This window comes from Novosphingobium sp. 9U (assembly GCF_902506425.1).
Classification (GTDB): Bacteria; Pseudomonadota; Alphaproteobacteria; order Sphingomonadales; family Sphingomonadaceae; genus Novosphingobium.
This window is the reverse complement of sequence record NZ_LR732469.1, coordinates 1,664,523-1,681,235: the sequence shown is the minus strand read 5'-3', so window position 1 is coordinate 1,681,235 and position 16,713 is coordinate 1,664,523. Positions and strand designations below refer to the sequence as shown.

The following is a 16,713-nucleotide window of genomic DNA, read 5'->3' as shown; positions in this document are numbered from 1 at the left end:
TTCGGCGAGTCAGCAAGCTGACAAGCCTGCGTATCCTTCCCCCGACCCGGGAGAAGGGCGCGCTCTTTAGACCACCTTGGAGTCCTTCAAGGCTGCAATCGCAGCGTCATCGTAGCCCAGTTCGGCCAGGATCTCGTCGCTGTGCTCGCCGAGCATCGGCGGGGCCATGCGGATCGTTGCCGGGCTCTCCGACATCTGCGCGAGCGGGCTCTGGATCAGGTCCACCGTGCCGCTTTCGGCAAAGGCGTGCGGGGTGGTCGCGCGCAAGTTGCGATGCTGGACCTGCGGGTCCTTCCACACGTCGCCCAGTTCGTTGTAGCGCGCGGCCGGGATGCCTGCCTCGTCCAGCTTGGCTTGGACCTCGTCGGCGGTGAACTGGCGGCTCCAGGTGTTGATGATGTTCATCAGCTCGGCCCGGTTGGTCTTGCCGCGCTTGAAGTTGGTGTCGAAGCGCGGATCGGTGTTGAGCTCGGGCTGCTCCATCAGCACGGTCAAACGCCGGTAGTGCTCGTCGGTGCCGGCGGTAAGATAGATGATGCCGTCGCTGCAATAGATAAGGTCGGCCGGGCCGCCGCCATTGCCGCCATTGCCCAGCCGCGGCGGTGCGTTGCCGCTGATCAGGTAGTCCTGCATGATGTGGCTGACCATCGCCACCGAGCTGTCGAGCAGGGCGATGTCGATGAACTGGCCCTCGCCGGTGCGCTCACGGTACATCAGCGCGCCCATGATCGCGAGGGCGGTGTTGTGGCCGGTGACGAAGTCGACGAGGCTCGGGCCGGTCTTCAGCGGTCCGGCGCCAGGCTGGCCCTCGGGAATGCCGGTCACCGCCATCATGCCGCCAATCGCCTGGAACAGCCCATCATAGCCCGGCAGTGCCGCCATCGGCCCGCTCTGGCCATAGCCCGTCACCGAGCAGTAGATCAGCCGCGGATTGACCGCCTTCAGGCTCTCGTAATCGAGCCCGAAGCGCTTCAGGTCACCGACCTTGTAGTTCTCGATCAGCACGTCCGCGGTCTCGACCAGTTTGCGGATCACCTCCTGCCCCTCGGGCTTGGAGTGGTTCAGCGTCAGCGAGCGCTTGTTGCGGTTGGACACGGTGAAGAAGCTGGAGTGCCGGGTTTCTATGCCGTCCTTGCCGGGCACCCAGCTGAAGCCATAGCCGCGGCCGTCATCGCCCACGCCCGGACGCTCGATCTTGATCACGTCGGCCCCGAGATCGCCAAGGATCTGCGCCCCGACCGGTGCCGCGAAGACGCGGCTCATGTCGATCACGCGGATGCCCGCCAATGCGCTCTTGTCAGTCATGATCCCGCCGCTCCCGTGGTTTCGGATTCGCCCATCCCCTAACCCCGCACCGCACCCGGGTGAAGGGGGTAGCCACTCAACGCTGTTGTTCACTGGCATCTCGACGGGCCGGAGCACTGCGGTTATCGAGGCGTCAACGACTGGGAAGGGAATGCACATGAAAGTGGCCATCATCACCGGCGCGGGCAGCGGCATCGGGCTTGCCACCGCGAAGATCCTGCACGGCGAGGGCTGGGCGATCGTCGGCGTGGGCCGCAGCAAGGACAAGCTGGCGACGTTGGAGGCCGAGATCGGCAATCCCGATCACGTGCTGGCGATCAGTGCAGACCTGACCGATCCCGCAGCGCCTGGCGACGTGGTCCGCCAGACGATCGAACGCTTCGGCCGCATCGACGCCTTGGTCAACAACGCCGGTGTCGGTAGCCCCAAGCCGCTCGACGAGACGGACGATGCCACGCTCGACGACTTTCTGGACATCATGCTGGTTGCGCCGTTCCGCTTGTGCCGGGACGTGATCCCGCACTTGGAGCAGGGCGCCAGCGTTGTGAACGTCACCAGCACTTTCGCGCACATCGGTGGGCGCCGCGGCGGCGCCTACTCCGCGGCCAAGGGTGGCCTCAAGTCGCTGACCGAGCACATGGCGTGCGAATACGGTCCGCGCGGCATCCGGTCCAACTGCGTTGCCCCCGGCGTGACGATGACCGACATGGTCGCACACCGCTTCGAGGACGAGGGGTTCAAGCGGGCCAATGTCGAGACCACCCCTTATCCGCGGCTGGCCCAGCCCGACGACATCGCCAGCGTGATCGCGTTCCTATGCTTGCCGGGGAGCGAGATGATCAACGGCCAGTCGATCGTCGTCGACGGTGGATGGACGGCTACGAAGTACCTCTCGCCGCGGGTGACCCGGACCAAGTGGGTGGAGCCCGATCAGGACTGATTGCCGATCCAGCCCGCTCAGGGCTGAACGGGGAGGATCAACTCCGTTCAGCCGAGTGAAAGACGGGGTCGAACCGTTGCTTGTACCCGATGAGTGCATGAACTTAGAGAGCTGCCGGACGCTTTACTCTCCGCAGTCGCCAACGAAGGCGGCTCTGATCGCCAAGGATAAGGCGGCGTAACTTTGGAGAGTATCATGCGTAAGCTTCTTATTGTTTCGGCAGCGGCCCTGGGTCTCGCTGCGGTTCCTGCAATGGCGCAGGACACGACTGGCACGGCAACCGGCAGCGCGAGCGCGTCCACCCCGGACGGTTCGGTTGCAGGCGGCGCTTCGGCAGGTGCGCAGACCCGCGGCAAGCATCGCAACCACTCAATGCGCGGCTCGCAGGGCGGTGCGGCTTCGGACGCAGCAAACTCGGCCAGCACGCATGGTTCGGGCACGATCTACACCGACCGTAACCGCGCAACCGGCGGCGTGAATGCAGGCGGATCGGCCACCGGCACTGGTGACCAGTCGACCTCTACCTCGATCGATGCCTATGGCTCGACCGACAAGAACGGCTCGACCGGTGAGGTCTATGGGGACGCGACCGCCAACTCGACCACCCCGACGGCACCCACGGCGCCGACCGGCACGACCACGCCGCGCTAACGGCGAGGTGAAGGGCAGGGGACGGGGTCTACCCGTCCCCAAGCTCTGGGAGAGCGGTCATGCCGACCTTCTTGCTCATACTCGCGGCCGCTGCGTCCACGAGCGGGCAGTGCCACAAGATCCAGTATTGGGCCGATGGCACACGGCAGGAAAGCTGGGTCGCAGACGACGGCGCGGTGCAGGCGGGCACCGCATCGGCAACCGTGCATAGCTCGGGCCTCGGCACATCGCATAGCTCGGTGTCGGCCTCTTCGCACAGCAGCGGTGAATCGAGTTCGAGCAGCGCCACGTCTTCGGACGGACATCGCTCCGTCACCGTGACCCGGGATGACAAAGGCTGCACGATCGTGATCGACGAACGACCCGCAACCGGCCGCTGATTTTACAATAACAAGTCGATGGGAGACATCGCCATGAACAGACTGATCCTTTCTGCCTCCGCGCTTGCATTAGGCCTTTCCGGCACCGCAATGGCGCAGCAGGCGCCGACCACTAGCACTTCGGCTTCCACCCCGACAACCGGTGACGTGTCCGCCTCGACTAGCGGCAGCGCGACCGGCACACCCGACAGCGTCGGCGTCTCCGGCACGGGCGATGCACGCGCTGCGAACGGCGGCACGGCGACGACCGAGGGCACGGCTACCCTCAACCAGAACTCGGCCAATCAGCGCACCACGGCAACCGCGCGCGATGCCGACGAGCGTGCGCGGTCCATGTCTCGCAGCCATGCCAGCAAGAACGGCGCGGACGTCTCGCACTCGATGTCGATCTACAAGCAGCAGGGCGAGAAGCCGGTGATCTCAAAGGATCATGAGGTGACGACGCCGAAGGAAAAGGCCGCTGCGACGCAACCCTGACCTAAGCTGCCGATTCATCCTCACAACCGGGCGGAGCTGCACGATGCAGCTCCGCCCGTCTTCGTAGTGCGACTATTTGGCAGTCGCACAAATCCCGGGTAAGCCTTTGCGCGCGCCGACTAGAGCGCGGGTAACAAGGAGCGGGATTTGGCGGTCTGGAACGAGGGTGCGCGGCGCGAATTCGGCAAGCACTGGCGCATGATGCTGGCGGCGGCGATCGGGTTTTCGTTCACGTCCGTGATCACCTCCTCGACCGGCCTGTTCATCGAGCCGCTGAGCCGCGAATTCGGATGGAGCCGCACGCTTGTCTCCTCGGGTGTATCGATCACGGCAGTGCTGACTTTCCTGGGTTCGCCGCTGTTCGGCGTGTTCATCGACAAGTGGGGCACGCGCCGGATGGCGATCCCGGGGCTCATCCTGATGGCGGGCGTGATCGCCTCGCTCAGCCTGCTCACCGGATCGCGGATCCAATGGTTCGCGATCTGGACGCTCTATGCCCTGGCCGCGCTCGCCACCAAGTCGACGGTCTGGACCGCGGCCGTGAACAGCACCTTCGATGCGGGACGTGGGCTGGCGTTGGGGCTGGTCCTGTCCGGGGCAGCGCTGGCGCAGGGGATTGCGCCGCCGCTGACCAACTACCTGATCGACGCTTTCGGCTGGCGCGGCGCCTACGTGTGGCTGGGGCTGGGCTGGGGCGCCTTGGCCGTGCTGCTTTGCGGGGCGTGGCTGCGCGACGGCTATGACATCAGCCGGCGCAAGCGTCTGGCCGAGCCGGTCACCAGCGCGAAAGCACCGCTGCTGAACGTTCCCGGCCTGAGCGTGGCCGAGGCATGGCGCAACCCTGACTTGTGGCGGATCGCGATATCGACCTTTGTGATCATGACGGTGACGATCGCGCTCGTCGTCCACCAGATCCCGATACTCGAGGAGGTCGGCGTCGATCGGACTACCGCTGCACTTTACGCCGGTATTGCCGGGTTCGTCGGCATTGCCGGCAAGCTGGTGACGGGCGTGCTGCTGGACCGATATCCCGCACGCTGGGTCGGCGGGATCACGATCGCCGCAACGTCGCTGACGTTCGTGTTGCTGCTGTGGCCGGGAGCACCGACGGCGGTGATCGTCATCGCCATGATGATCAACGGCTATGCCGGCGGCACCAAGCTGCAGCTGGTCGGCTACCTGACCGCCGCCTACACCGGAATGCGCAAGTTCGGCACGATCTTCGGTGCCATGGCCAGCCTGATCGCCGCCGGCTCCGGCCTTGGCCCCGTCCTGGGCGGATGGATCCACGACACCTGGGGCAGCTACGAGGTGCTGCTGTGGGCTGGCTTTGTCGTCACGCTGTTCAGCGCTGCCCTGCTATTCGGACTGCGGGCATACCCGAGTTGGGGCGTGGATACAGAGCATAAGCTCGCGGTCTGAAGAGGCGGCCGCCACACCGGTTAAGGTTTAGCTGCAGGCATGGCGCATTCCACACGCTTGGCCGGAAACGCTATTCCAGCGCCGGACGGTCGCTGCTAGCAGCCCCGTTCCAGCATCGGAGCGGCCCGTCGTCGGCGCAGCCCAGCAGCGGAGCCGCGATTGTCAGCCCATTATGCCACGCCTGCCGGCCCACTCTCGTCCCGGCACTATGGAATGGACTGGCTGCGCATCGGTGCCTTTGCGCTGCTGATCCTGTACCATGTCGGGCTGGTCTTCTCGACCTGGCCATACGAGTTGAAGTCGGCGCGAAGCTACGAGTGGGTGGCATACCCGCTCCTGGCGCTCAATGCCTGGCGATTGTCGCTGCTGTTCGCGATATCGGGGTATGCCAGCGCCGCGGTGCTTGCGCGCGCAAGCGGCACCGCGGCCTTCCTGCGCGGCCGGCTGGCCCGGCTCGGTATCCCATTGCTGTTCGGGATGGCGGTCGTCGTGCCGCCACAGCCGTGGGTCTGGCTGACCATGGCCAAGGGTTACGACCACTCGTACTTGTGGTTCCTGGCGCACGACTACTTCACCTTCCGCAACCTCGACGGCGTCATGGTGCCGAGCTGGATGCACTTGTGGTTCGTGGTCTACTTGCTGGCCTACACGCTGGTCCTCGTCGCTCTCAAGCTGCTGCCGGCCAGGGTGAGGACATGGCTGCACGATACGGGCGAGCGGGCGCTGGAGGGATGGCTGCTCCTGCCGCTGGGAATCGGCTGGATCTACCTGGCGCGGCGGTTGCCCGGCGGCTGGACCGACAACCACGACCTCGTCAACGACCTTCACGCGCATGCGGCGTACCTGCCGATGTTCCTGTTCGGGGTGCTGCTGCGTAAGTCCGAAGGGGTGCGGTTGGCGATCGCGCGCCAATGGAAGCTGGCAGCGGCGCTGGCCGTCCTCGGCTACCTCGGCGTGTCGGCATACGAGTGGCACTTCCTCGCCGATGTCCGCATCCATGAGGCTTGGCAGGACCCATTTCGGGTAGCGCGTGCGACCCAGTCGTGGTGCGCGATCATCGCGCTGTTCGGCATCGCCGACCGGTACTGGAACCGCGAAGGGCGCTGGCGCACGACGCTGGCCGAGGCAGTGTTCCCGTTCTACATCATCCACCAGACTCTGATCTTGGTGATCGGATACTGGCTGCGTCCGCTCCACCCGGACCCGCTCGTCGAGTTTGCGGTGCTGGTAGCCGGCACTGCCGTCGGCTCGCTGGCCTTTTACTTCGGAGGTCGCGCGATCGGGCCGCTGCGCCCGCTGATCGGCTTGAAGCGCACCGCCAAGCGGGCCCAGGCGCCCATCGAAACCCCGCCCGGAGAGGACTCGGAAGGGGCTCCGGCCTAAGGCCCGGTCACAGCTCCCGCTGCGAGATCCTCCCCTGCAAGGGGAGGTGGCGCGCGCATCGCGCGTGACGGAGGGGTGTCACCGTCAGCGGATTGCCTGCCTTAAGGGGTTAAACCCCTCCACCACCACCTGCGGCGGCGGTCCCCGTTCCCTTGCAGGGGAGGATCTCGCCTGCTCGTTCGCCTCAATCCCTCGCCAGCAACAGCGCCGCCGCGAGCGGCCCGCCGCCCGAGGTCGCGACCGCCACCTTCGGATCGCCCGGGATCTGCCGCTCTCCGCCCACGCCGCGCAACTGCGTCACCGCCTCGTGCGCGAAGCCGAAGCCGTGCAGGCGCCCGGCTCCAAGCTGGCCGCCCGCCGTGTTCATCGGCAACTCGCCGTCGCGGGCGATACGTTGCCCGCCCTCGATGAACTTGCCGCCTTCGCCCTTGCCGACAAAGCCAAGGCCTTCCAACCATGTGATCGGCAGGAACGCGAAGCCATCATAGAACTGCACCGTGTCGACATCGTCGACGGTATAGTCGGTGCGGGTCCAAAGGTCCGCGCCGGTTTCGTAGGCGGCGGGCCATTCGACCTGGTCCCAGGAGTAGCGGTTCACCGAGCCTGCGCTCGCGGCGATGCGGATCGGCGTCGCCTTGATCTCGTCCAGCGCGTCGCCGGCCGATACGATGATCACCGTCGATGCGTCGGAGAAGCGGTCGCAGTCATAGAGGCACAGCGGGGTCGAGATCAGCCGCGCGTCCATGTACTTGTCCAGCGTCAGCTCTTCCTTGGTGATCGCCCGCGCGCGGGGGTTGAGCATCGCGTTCTTCGAGCCGTTGATCGCGATCTGCCCAAGCTGCTCGCGCGTCATCCCGTAGCGGTGGACGTGGCGGTTGGCATACTGCGCGGTCCAGCACGCCGCAGAAGTCGCCCAGAATGGCGAGGTCCACTGCGACGCGCCCGAGACGGTGTCCTGCTTCATGCCGGCCATGTAGGTGCCGGGATCGGCCATGCCGCCCGCTTCGTAGACGGTGCGGAAGCACAGCACGTGGCGGCAGATGCCTTCCTTCACCGCCCAGGCGGCCATTGCGATCGCGGCGAGCTGCGCGGGCTGCTCCATGGCGCCCATCTGCCACTTGGACTTAATCCCGAGCGCTTCGATCAGGTCGTCGGTGCCTACCGGCGAAAAGGCGAGGTAGCCCGCCGCCTTGCCGGGGAATGAAAATACGCCGTCGATCTGGTCGAAGGTCAGGCCTGCATCGGCGATTGCCTCTCGCGCGGCGTCGAGCGTCAGCAGCAGCGGATGGCGCGGCAGGCGCACGCCCACTTCGGACTGGCCGATGCCGGTGATGTAAGCTTCGCGTGCCATGGTCAGGCGACCCCCTCGGCGGTGTTCGGGACATGCTTTTCGAACAGAGGATAGAAGATCCCGTCCTGTTCTTCGAACACGACACGGACTTTGTCGTCGAAGTGAACGTCCTCGACCGGAGAGCCGACGATGTTGGTGGTGAGGTACACGCCGGGCACGCCGTCGAGCCGGACGCGTGCGATCACGTAAGGGACTTCCAGGTCCTTGGCCCAGGGCTGGTGATTGACGGTCAGAGTGTCGATCTCGCCCGTGCCCGCGACGGCTTCGGGTGCGATGTTCTCGGACTGGCAGTGGCGACACAGGATGCGGGGCGGGTGCGTCCATTGCCCGCAGTCGTGGCAGTGCACGATCAGCAGCTTGCCCTCTGCACCACCGGTCCAGAACGCACGGTTCTCCTGGTCGAGCTTGGGCCTGGGCCGGGGTGGGTTCATGGCGATCGTCTCTCCCTTATCTTGCCCCGACAGTCGGGGCAGGGCGGGTGGCGCGTCAAGGTCGCGCTGCTCGCCGGGGGAAAATGATCGTCCGTGCGGAACACGCTGGAACCGCGGCGGCCCGGCGCAGTTTAGCGCTGCGCTGCTGGAACGATTGCCGGACGCGCCGACCGGATGATTGTGCCAATGCGATTGCCGAGAGGTGCGAGCGGGCTTAACGCGATCGCGAGCACAAGGCACACAGCGGGGTAGCGTGACGGACGGCATCGCGAAGGCGCGGACGGGAATTGACGGGTTCGACGATCTGACACTCGGCGGCTTGCCGCGCGGGCGCCCAACACTCGTGTGCGGCTCGGCCGGTTGCGGCAAGACGTTGTTCGCCTCGACGTTCCTGGTCAACGGCGCGCGCGAGGAGAACGAGCCCGGCGTATTCGTCACCTTCGAGGAGCGGCCCGGCGACATCGTCGACAACGTGGCCTCGCTCGGCTTCGAGCTCGACGATCTGATCGCGCGCAAGATGGTCCACATCGAGCACATCGCCATCGATCCGTCCGAGCTGGCCGAAGTCGGCGACTACGATCTCGAAGGGCTGTTCCTGCGCCTGGAACTCGCGGTGGCGGAAATTGGGGCCAAGCGGATCGTGCTCGACACAATCGAGAGCCTGTTCTCGGCTTTCCAGAACCCGGCGATCCTGCGCGCCGAGATCCGCCGGCTGTTCGATTGGCTGAAGGAGAAGGGCCTCACCGCCGTCATCACCGGCGAGCGCGGCGACGGCACGCTGACCCGGCAGGGGCTGGAGGAGTACGTCTCCGACTGCGTGATCCTGCTCGATCACCGCGTCCACAACCAGGTTTCCACGCGGCGGCTTCGGATCGTCAAGTATCGCGGTACTGCGCACGGCACCAACGAATACCCGTTCCTGATCGGCGAGGACGGCTTCAGCGTGCTGCCGGTCAGCTCGCTGGGCCTGGGCCACCAGGTCCATGACGAGCGGGTGAGCACCGGTATTGCAGATCTCGACGCGATGCTCAGCGGCGGCGGCTTCCACCGCGGCAGCTCGATCCTGCTGAGCGGTGTCGCCGGGTCGGGCAAGAGCTCGATCGCGGCCGCATTCGTATCGTCGACGTGTGCACGAGGCGAGCGGGCGCTGTACTTTTCGTTCGAGGAATCCGAAGCGCAGACGGTGCGCAACATGCGCTCGATCGGCATCGACCTGCAGCCCTGTATCGATGCGGGCCTGCTGCGCACCGTCGCTGCGCGTCCGACGTTCTACAGTCTGGAGATGCACCTGGCCGTCATGCTGCGCGAGGTGCAGAAGTACCGCCCGTCGCTTGTGGTGCTCGATCCGATCTCGGCATTCCTCGACAGCGGCGAGCAGCTCGAAGTGCAGTCCATGCTGCTGCGCATGATCGATTATCTGAAGGGCCATGGCATCACCGGCGTGTTCACGCACCTGGCACACGACCAGCGTGTCAGCGAAACCGACGCCGGCCTGTCCTCGCTGATGGACGCCTGGGTGCTGCTGCTCAACCGCGAAGTGAATGGCGAGTTCAACCGCGAGCTCTACTTGCTCAAGGCCCGCGGCATCGCGCATTCCAACCAGGTGCGCGAGTTCGTGATGAGCGGCGACGGGATATCGCTGGTAGAACCTTACCTTGGAGAAGACGGCGCGCTGACCGGCTCTGCGCGGCGCGCGGCGGAAGCCAGGTTGCGGCGCGAAGAGGCGATCAGGCGAGGCGAGTTCGCGCGTCTGCAGGACAAGATAGACCAGCGCCGCCGCCGCGCGCAGGCTCAGATCGAGGCCCTTCGCGCAGAGCTGGAAGCCGACGAGATCGAGCTGCGCAGCCTGGGAGCGCACGAAGCGGAACTGCTCTCACAAGCGCAGACCGATCGTGACGAAATGGCGGCGCAACGCGGAGGTAGCAGCTCGTGAGCCTCGAAACGGGCAGGGGGCCTGCTAGCAAGCCGATGAAGCTGACACTCTACGTCGCTGGCCAGACACCCAAGTCGGTGGCGGCGATCCGCAATCTCGAACGCATCGTCACCGAGCATCTGGAGGAGCACTACGAGGTCGAGGTGATCGACTTGCGCGAGCATCCCCAGCTTGCCCGCGAGCACAACATCGTCGCCATCCCCACGCTGGTCCGCTCGCTGCCGGTGCCGGTGCAGAAGATCATCGGCGACTTGTCGGACGAGGAGAAGGTCCTGGTCCATCTCAAGGTTGAGAGCTGAGGTGGCCACGCCCGAAGACGCGGGAGCACCCGAACGCGAAGCGGATCTACGCCGTCGCCTCGACGAAGCCGAAGACACCCTGCGCGCCATCCGCGAGGGCGAGGTGGACGCGCTCGTGGTTCGCGGCGCCGAGCAGGACGAGGTTTTCGCCCTCGGCGGCCAGGACAGCTACCGTGCCTTCATGGAGGCCATGGACCTCGGCGCAGCGGCGCTCGATGGTCAAGGCAGGCTGATCTACGCCAACGCCGCCCTGTGCATGCTGTTCGGCCGTAGCGCCAAGGACTTGCAGAAGGGCGGCCTGCTCGCCGCTCTGGGCGAGAGCGCGGCGGTCACCGTCCGCCAGCTGCTGCAGGATGCGGACCATGCGCGGCGCAGCGGCCAGATCGCGCTACCTTCCGTCGGAGGCTACCGCCACGTCGAAGTAACTGTCGCTCCGCTCGCGCTGGGCTTCGGGCACGGTCATGCGCTGACGTTTAGCGATGTAACCGAACGGATCGAGGCGGCTGCGGCGCACGAAAGCGACCGCATCGGCCGCGCGATCATGGCCTCCTCGAACGAGGCGGTGCTGGTGTGCAACCAGGAGGGGCGCATCACCCACGCCAACGCGGGCGTGCGCCATTTCCATGAGGGCAGCGCCGTCGGCCGGCTGTTCGATGAAGCTTTCGCGCTCGGCTTCGCACTCAGCTCGGGCCTGATGGCCGGCGGCGATCTCGTAGGCGTCGCCCTGGCCGGTTCTGCCGTCCGCGGGGTAGAGGCGATCCTCACCATCGATGGCCGCGCACGCGACGTCCTGTTGAGCGCGGCGCCTTTGCGCCAGTCCGGCGACACCATCTTCGGCTGCATAGTCACCATCGCCGACGTGACCGAACGACGCGCGACCGAAAAGCGCCAGGCGCTGCTGATGGGCGAATTGACTCATCGCGTGAAGAATACGCTTACGCTGGTCATGGCAATCGCGCATCGCACGATAGCGGGCTCGAAGGACATGGGCGAGTTCCGCACCGCCTTCGGCCGCCGCCTGGAAGCGCTGGCGGCCACGCACACGCTGCTCGCCAGCGACGTGTGGAACGGCCTCACGCTGGAGGAACTGATCAATGCCGAGCTGGCGCCGTTCGTCACCGTCGGCAGCGAGCGGGTGCAACTCGACGGCGTCGGCGTGCGGGTGGTGCCCGATGCGGCGGTGGCGCTGGGCCTGATCTTCCACGAGCTGGTGACCAACGCCGTCAAGTATGGCGCGCTTTCGGGGGAGAGCGGTCGCATTTCGATCAGCGCCGCGCAGCAAGGCGAGCGTATCGAGATCGTCTGGAAGGAAGATGGCGGCCCGCCGGTCGTCCCGCCCGAGAAGACGGGCTTCGGCCAGACCCTGATTGCGCGCGGCCTTGGCCAGCATGGCGAACAGGCGACCAAGGTCGAGTTCAGGCCCGAGGGCCTGATCTGCCGCATGTACATCGCCGCAGACCAGACCGCCGCCGTGTGAGCTCAAGCCGGGGCGCCGTTATCGCACCGCCGGCATGATCTCCTCCGCGATCCACTGCGTGTAGTCGTAATACCCCTCGATGCTCGACAGCGCGGGGATCGGCACCGAGCTCCATGTCACCCCTTGAGCCTTGAGCCAGCCGAGCCGGTCGATGATCGCCTGCTTGGTCTGGCCGGGCCGGGCGGTGGGATCGTCGATCACCGCATGACCCTCGCCGACGCGGCTGGTCGACATCCCGTAGTACACGTCGGCCAACTGGCCGTTGTAGTCGGGTTGCGAGCGGATGAAGTCGATACGCTGGGCGATCAGCTCGGGCTTGGTGAGGAATGGCCACCAGCCTTGCGCATAGCGGGCGACCCGGCTCAGCACCGGATCGGCATCCCCACCGAACCAGACCGGCAGGTGCGGCTTCTGCACCGGCTTTGGTTCGAACGCGACATCGTGGAACGACACGTACTTGCCCTCGAACTCGGGCTTCTCCTGCGTCCAGAGCGCAAGGATGGCTTGGATGTACTCCTCGGCCATCGCCCCGCGTTTGTGGAAGGGGATGCCGAGGAGGGCGAACTCCTCCTCCAGCCAGCCCACTGCGAAGGTGATCGTCACCCGTCCGTCGGAAAGCCAGTCCATCGTCGACAGCGCCTTGGCCGTGACGATCGGATGCTGCGCCGGCAGGATGGCGATGCACGAATTGACGCGGATCGTCTCGGTCGCGCCGGCGAAGTGAGCCATGGCCGTGTAGGCGTTGAAGTAGAACGGGCCTGACAAGTCGATGTGGCTGCGCGGGATCACATGATGTTCGGGCACCGCGATCATCTCGTAGCCGAGCTTCTCCGCCCACTTGGCAAGCCGGGTCTGGTCGGCTCCGGTCACCTTGGCCTCCCAAGGCTGCATCGTAGCCTTCAGCCGCAACATGTGCGGCATCGCGAAACCCAGTTTCATCGTGTTCTCTCCCGTACCTCGATTTGCGTGCGATGGTTCGATGCCCCTCGCCGCCCGTCAAGCACTGGGACCACTTGGCGCTTTGCAAATCGTCCCGGCGTGCGGCATTGGGGAACAGCTATTCACGTGGGCGAATAGTGGGAAGAATACTAGTGAGGGCGAGTAGATGCGTAATCTCAGGGTCACGATGACCGACGTCGACAGCGTCGTGCACAGGTTCGACGATGTCGAGGATGGCACCAGCCTCATGGAGCTTGGACGGCAGAACGGCGTCGCCGGGATCCTGGGCGATTGCGGCGGCGGCTGCGCCTGCGCGACGTGCCATGTCTATGTTGCACAGGACTGGTATGGCCGGACCGGAGAGCCCGACGAGATCGAGTACGCCATGCTCGACATGGTCGCCGACGTCATGGGGCCGACGAGCCGCCTGGGATGTCAGGTGAAGATGCGCCCCGAACTCGACGGGCTGGAAGTGACCGTCGCGCCTGCAGCCAGTTACTGGCCTGCAGCCAGTTACTGAAGCACGCGGGCTGCGACGCCTTCAAACGGCGAAGCAGCCCGCTTTCGCAAGGATCAGGCCGAGCCCATGTAGCGGCCGCCGTTGACGCTCATCGTCTGGCCGGTGAAATAGCTCGCCTCTTCGGACGCGAGGAACGCACACGCCGCGGCGATATCCTCGACTTTGCCCAGGCGCCCCACGGGGAGGGTAGCGCCATAGGCATCGCCGTCGATCGGCGCGCCGCGGAGCATCGGAGTGTCGATCGAACCCGGCGGGATCAGGTTCACGGTGATCCCGGTCTTGCCCAGTTCCAGCGCAAGCGCCTTGGTCAGGCCGAACAGGCCGCCCTTCGAGGCGACGTAGTGGCTCTGCATCGGCGAGCCGGTCTGCGTCGAGGATGAGGTAATGTTGATGATCCGGCCCCACTTCGCCGCGAGCATGTCGCCGACCAGTTCCTTGGTCACGAGCCAGGGACCGCGCAAGTTGATGCGGATCACCTTGTCGAACTCGTCATCCTCGATGTCGGTGAAGGCGGTGAAGGGCGCGATGCCGGCATTGTTCACCAGGATCGACACCGGGCCGAGCTTCGCACGGGTCTCGTCCGCTGCCGCCTTGATTGCGGCCTTGTCGGCGCAGTCTGCGGTGATAGCGATGGCCTTGCCGCCTTCGCTCTCGATCAGCGAGACGGTTTCGGCCGCGCCGTCCGGGTTGAGGTCCCACACCGCGATCGCGGCCTTGTCCTCGGCGAGCCGACGCGCGCAACCGCGGCCGATCCCCGATCCCGCGCCGGTGATGACGGCGACTTTGCCTTCCAACGAACGTGTCATGCCTTACTCTCCCATCGAATTGCTGAACACCTGAACAGCATCGTTGGCGGGAGAGTCAAGCCGGTGAACGGCGAAGGCCGGTCACAGCACTTCGGCAAAGCCGCCGTACTTGCCGCGATGGAACAGCATCGGATCCTCGTCGCGAGTCGATTCCATGCGCAGGACCTCGCCCATGACGAACCAGTGATCGCCCGCCTCGGTGACGGAGTAGAGCCGGCACTCGATGCAGGCGAGCGAGTTGGCGATGATCGGCAGGTTGTGCTCGGATAGCGTGTACTCGACCCCGACAAACTTCTCGTCACCCTTGGCGCCGACGGCGCGGCACACGTCCTGCTGGTCGCTGCCCATCACGTTGACGCAGAAATGCCCGGCGTTCTCGATCAGCGGCCATGAGGTGGATTTCTTATCCGGAAAGAAGCCGACGAGCGGCGGGTCTAGCGAAACCGAGGTGAAGCTGCCCACCACCATCCCGGCCGGTTTGTTGTCGCCGTCCAGGGCCGTAACGACGCAGACTCCGGTCGGGTAACTGCCGAGGACCTTGCGGAAGTCCGCTGCGTCGATGGTTGTCTGCGTCACGTCTGTCTCCACCCGCGATGTTAGTTCGCCAAAGCGACGGGGTATTCGTCATGTCGACCCGGCTTCGTCGCGCGCACGATGGCAGGTCGGCGCCGTCTTGCCAACGGGCGCAAGGACCGATCCTGTACTGCCCGACGCCGCAGGTCGACACGGGAGACGCGTGCTCCAGATGAAACTAACCTAGCGTTTTTTGCACATGCAGCAGTTTAAGCGCGCGGTTAAGAAGAGAGTTGCGACCGGCTGCCGAAAGGTGCAGTGGACGGCGTGAAGGTGTATCGGGAGCAGGACCAGGCAGTTCGGTCTGCCGTGACGTGGCGCCTGCCGCGGCTCTCAGCCTTGAAGGGATGACGAACATGGCCACCGTTGAAAAGATCGCCGAAACTACTGGACCGTCCGTCGCCGACGAGGTCGCGGAACTGATCGCCCGCTCGCGCGCAGCACAGCAGCAGATCGAGAATGCCACGCAGGAGCAGGTCGACACCTGGATCCGCGGCATGGTCTACGCTGTCGCCAAGCCGGGCATGGACGAGGAGATCGCCCGCGAGACCGTCGAGGAAACCCAGCTCGGCAACTACGAGGGCAAGTTCAAGAAGATCTCGGTCAAGACCCGCGCCGCGCTGATGGACATCATCGACGACAAGTCGGTGGGCGTGATCGAGGAAGATCACGAGCGTAATCTCTACAAGATCGCCAAGCCGGTCGGCGTGATCGGTGCGCTCTCGCCCTCGACCAACCCCGAGGCAACTCCGGTTATCAAGGCGATCAACGCGGTCAAGGGCCGCAACTCGATCATCGTCTGCCCGCACCCGCGCGCCAAGTTCATCAACGCCAAGATCTGCGGCCTCATGCGCGACGCGCTGGTGAAGCTGGGCGCTCCGGCCGACCTGGTGATCGCGATCGAGCAGCCTTCGGTCGAGCGCACCAACGAAGTCATGAAGCAGTGCGACCGCATTCTCGCCACGGGTGGCACGCCGATGGTGAAGGCGGCCTACTCGTCGGGCACCCCGGCACTCGGCGTCGGCGCCGGCAATGCGGTGGTCACCGTCGACGACACCGCCGACCTTGATGATGCGGCAGCCAAGATCCTGCTGTCCAAGACGCTGGACTATGCGGCCTCGTGCTCATCGGACAACGCGGTGATCCTGCTCGACGCGATCTACGACGAGATGCTGGGCAAGCTGAAGGAGAAGGGCGGTCTGGTGCTCGACAGCGAGCAGAAGACCAAGTTGCAGAACGCGATCTGGGAAGATGGCGAGCACATCAACGCCAAGGTCGTCGCGCAATCGCCGCAGTTCATCGCCGACTATGCGGGCTTCACCATTCCGGAGAATACCGCGTTCTTCATCGTGCCCGAGACCGGCTTCGGCCCCGACTTCAAGTTCTCCGGCGAGAAGATGACTGTCACCATGGCGCTGTACCGCGCCAAGGACATCGACGAGGCGATCGCGCTCACCAACAACATCCAGGCCTATCAGGGCCAGGGCCACTCTTGCGGCATCTACTCGAACAGCGATGAGAACATCCGCAAGCTGGCCGAGGGCACCAAGACCAGCCGCGTGATGGTGAACCAGCCGCAGTCGGCCTCGAACTCGGGTAACCTGTGGAACGGCATGCGCCAGACCTTCTCGCTGGGCTGCGGCTCGTGGGGCGGCAACGCAACCAACAACAACATCACCTGGCGCGACCTGATCAACGAGACCTGGGTGTCCAAGCCGCTCGCCACGCCCAAGTCGCTTCCGAGCGACGAAGCGCTGTTCGGCAAGGACATCATCGAAGCCGTCGGCTGAAGCTGGCTACCTTCAACCGTACCTTCGTCATTCTCG

Annotated in this window: 17 protein-coding genes; 11 read left to right on the top strand and 6 right to left on the bottom strand. The window is 65.4% G+C overall.

The features are described from left to right. Positions 1-66: 66 nt before the first annotated feature. Positions 67-1,305 carry a CaiB/BaiF CoA-transferase family protein gene (locus GV044_RS07810; protein ID WP_159867774.1) on the bottom strand — a complete coding sequence of 413 codons (1,239 nt, stop codon included), beginning with the start codon at positions 1,303-1,305 and terminating at the stop codon, positions 67-69. A 157-nt stretch (positions 1,306-1,462) separates the two neighbouring features. Between GV044_RS07810 and GV044_RS07805 the strand changes: the two genes are divergently transcribed. The 6 genes from GV044_RS07805 (at position 1,463) to GV044_RS07780 (ending at position 6,558) form a co-directional block, all read left to right on the top strand. After that, positions 1,463-2,245, top strand: coding sequence for an SDR family NAD(P)-dependent oxidoreductase (locus tag GV044_RS07805; RefSeq protein WP_159867771.1), 783 nt, complete (start codon positions 1,463-1,465; stop codon positions 2,243-2,245). A 195-nt stretch (positions 2,246-2,440) separates the two neighbouring features. After that, positions 2,441-2,896 carry a hypothetical protein gene (locus tag GV044_RS07800; protein ID WP_159867768.1) on the top strand — a complete coding sequence of 152 codons (456 nt, stop codon included), beginning with the start codon at positions 2,441-2,443 and terminating at the stop codon, positions 2,894-2,896. Positions 2,897-2,955: 59 nt separating this feature from the next. After that, complete coding sequence (locus GV044_RS07795) at positions 2,956-3,276, top strand: hypothetical protein (protein ID WP_159867765.1); 321 nt, start codon at positions 2,956-2,958, stop codon at positions 3,274-3,276. Positions 3,277-3,309: 33 nt separating this feature from the next. After that, positions 3,310-3,753, top strand: coding sequence for a hypothetical protein (locus GV044_RS07790; RefSeq protein WP_159867762.1), 444 nt, complete (start codon positions 3,310-3,312; stop codon positions 3,751-3,753). 147 nt (positions 3,754-3,900) lie between these two features. Beyond that, the gene (locus GV044_RS07785; protein ID WP_159867759.1) at positions 3,901-5,175 is read left to right on the top strand and encodes an MFS transporter; all 1,275 of its coding nucleotides are present in this window, start codon (positions 3,901-3,903) and stop codon (positions 5,173-5,175) included. A gap of 213 nt (positions 5,176-5,388) precedes the next feature. Continuing rightward, on the top strand, positions 5,389-6,558 hold the full coding sequence (locus GV044_RS07780) for an acyltransferase family protein (protein ID WP_159867756.1): 1,170 nt from the start codon (positions 5,389-5,391) through the stop codon (positions 6,556-6,558). A gap of 184 nt (positions 6,559-6,742) precedes the next feature. On the opposite strand, the gene GV044_RS07775 is transcribed toward GV044_RS07780, so the two are convergent. Continuing rightward, complete coding sequence (locus GV044_RS07775; protein WP_201299032.1) at positions 6,743-7,909, bottom strand: thiolase family protein; 1,167 nt, start codon at positions 7,907-7,909, stop codon at positions 6,743-6,745. A 2-nt stretch (positions 7,910-7,911) separates the two neighbouring features. Then, on the bottom strand, positions 7,912-8,340 hold the full coding sequence (locus GV044_RS07770) for a Zn-ribbon domain-containing OB-fold protein (protein WP_159867753.1): 429 nt from the start codon (positions 8,338-8,340) through the stop codon (positions 7,912-7,914). 253 nt (positions 8,341-8,593) lie between these two features. Between GV044_RS07770 and kaiC the strand changes: the two genes are divergently transcribed. The 3 genes from kaiC to GV044_RS07755 are packed head-to-tail and all read left to right on the top strand — an operon-like array spanning position 8,594 to position 12,049. Beyond that, positions 8,594-10,273 carry a circadian clock protein KaiC gene (gene kaiC, locus GV044_RS07765; RefSeq protein WP_159867750.1) on the top strand — a complete coding sequence of 560 codons (1,680 nt, stop codon included), beginning with the start codon at positions 8,594-8,596 and terminating at the stop codon, positions 10,271-10,273. 35 nt (positions 10,274-10,308) lie between these two features. Next, positions 10,309-10,572 (top strand): circadian clock KaiB family protein, encoded by a 264-nt coding sequence (locus GV044_RS07760; protein ID WP_159867747.1) that lies wholly within the window; start codon positions 10,309-10,311, stop codon positions 10,570-10,572. 1 nt (position 10,573) lies between these two features. Then, positions 10,574-12,049 (top strand): sensor histidine kinase, encoded by a 1,476-nt coding sequence (locus tag GV044_RS07755; protein ID WP_159867744.1) that lies wholly within the window; start codon positions 10,574-10,576, stop codon positions 12,047-12,049. Positions 12,050-12,067: 18 nt separating this feature from the next. Here GV044_RS07755 and GV044_RS07750 read toward each other — a convergent pair whose 3' ends face one another. Further along, entirely contained in the window at positions 12,068-12,988 is a 921-nt protein-coding gene (locus GV044_RS07750) for a TIGR03619 family F420-dependent LLM class oxidoreductase (protein ID WP_159867741.1), read from the bottom strand. 166 nt (positions 12,989-13,154) lie between these two features. On the opposite strand from GV044_RS07750, the gene GV044_RS07745 reads away from it, so the two are divergent. Further along, positions 13,155-13,508: a 2Fe-2S iron-sulfur cluster-binding protein gene (locus GV044_RS07745; RefSeq protein ID WP_159867738.1), complete on the top strand. Its 354-nt coding sequence runs from the start codon at positions 13,155-13,157 to the stop codon at positions 13,506-13,508. Positions 13,509-13,561: 53 nt separating this feature from the next. On the opposite strand, the gene GV044_RS07740 is transcribed toward GV044_RS07745, so the two are convergent. Together GV044_RS07740 and GV044_RS07735 are read right to left on the bottom strand one after the other, a co-directional pair. Continuing rightward, positions 13,562-14,314 (bottom strand): SDR family NAD(P)-dependent oxidoreductase, encoded by a 753-nt coding sequence (locus tag GV044_RS07740; RefSeq protein WP_159867735.1) that lies wholly within the window; start codon positions 14,312-14,314, stop codon positions 13,562-13,564. An 81-nt stretch (positions 14,315-14,395) separates the two neighbouring features. Further along, on the bottom strand, positions 14,396-14,890 hold the full coding sequence (locus tag GV044_RS07735) for a flavin reductase family protein (RefSeq protein ID WP_159867733.1): 495 nt from the start codon (positions 14,888-14,890) through the stop codon (positions 14,396-14,398). A gap of 353 nt (positions 14,891-15,243) precedes the next feature. On the opposite strand from GV044_RS07735, the gene GV044_RS07730 reads away from it, so the two are divergent. Further along, the gene (locus GV044_RS07730; protein ID WP_159867730.1) at positions 15,244-16,677 is read left to right on the top strand and encodes an aldehyde dehydrogenase family protein; all 1,434 of its coding nucleotides are present in this window, start codon (positions 15,244-15,246) and stop codon (positions 16,675-16,677) included. Positions 16,678-16,713: the final 36 nt, after the last annotated feature.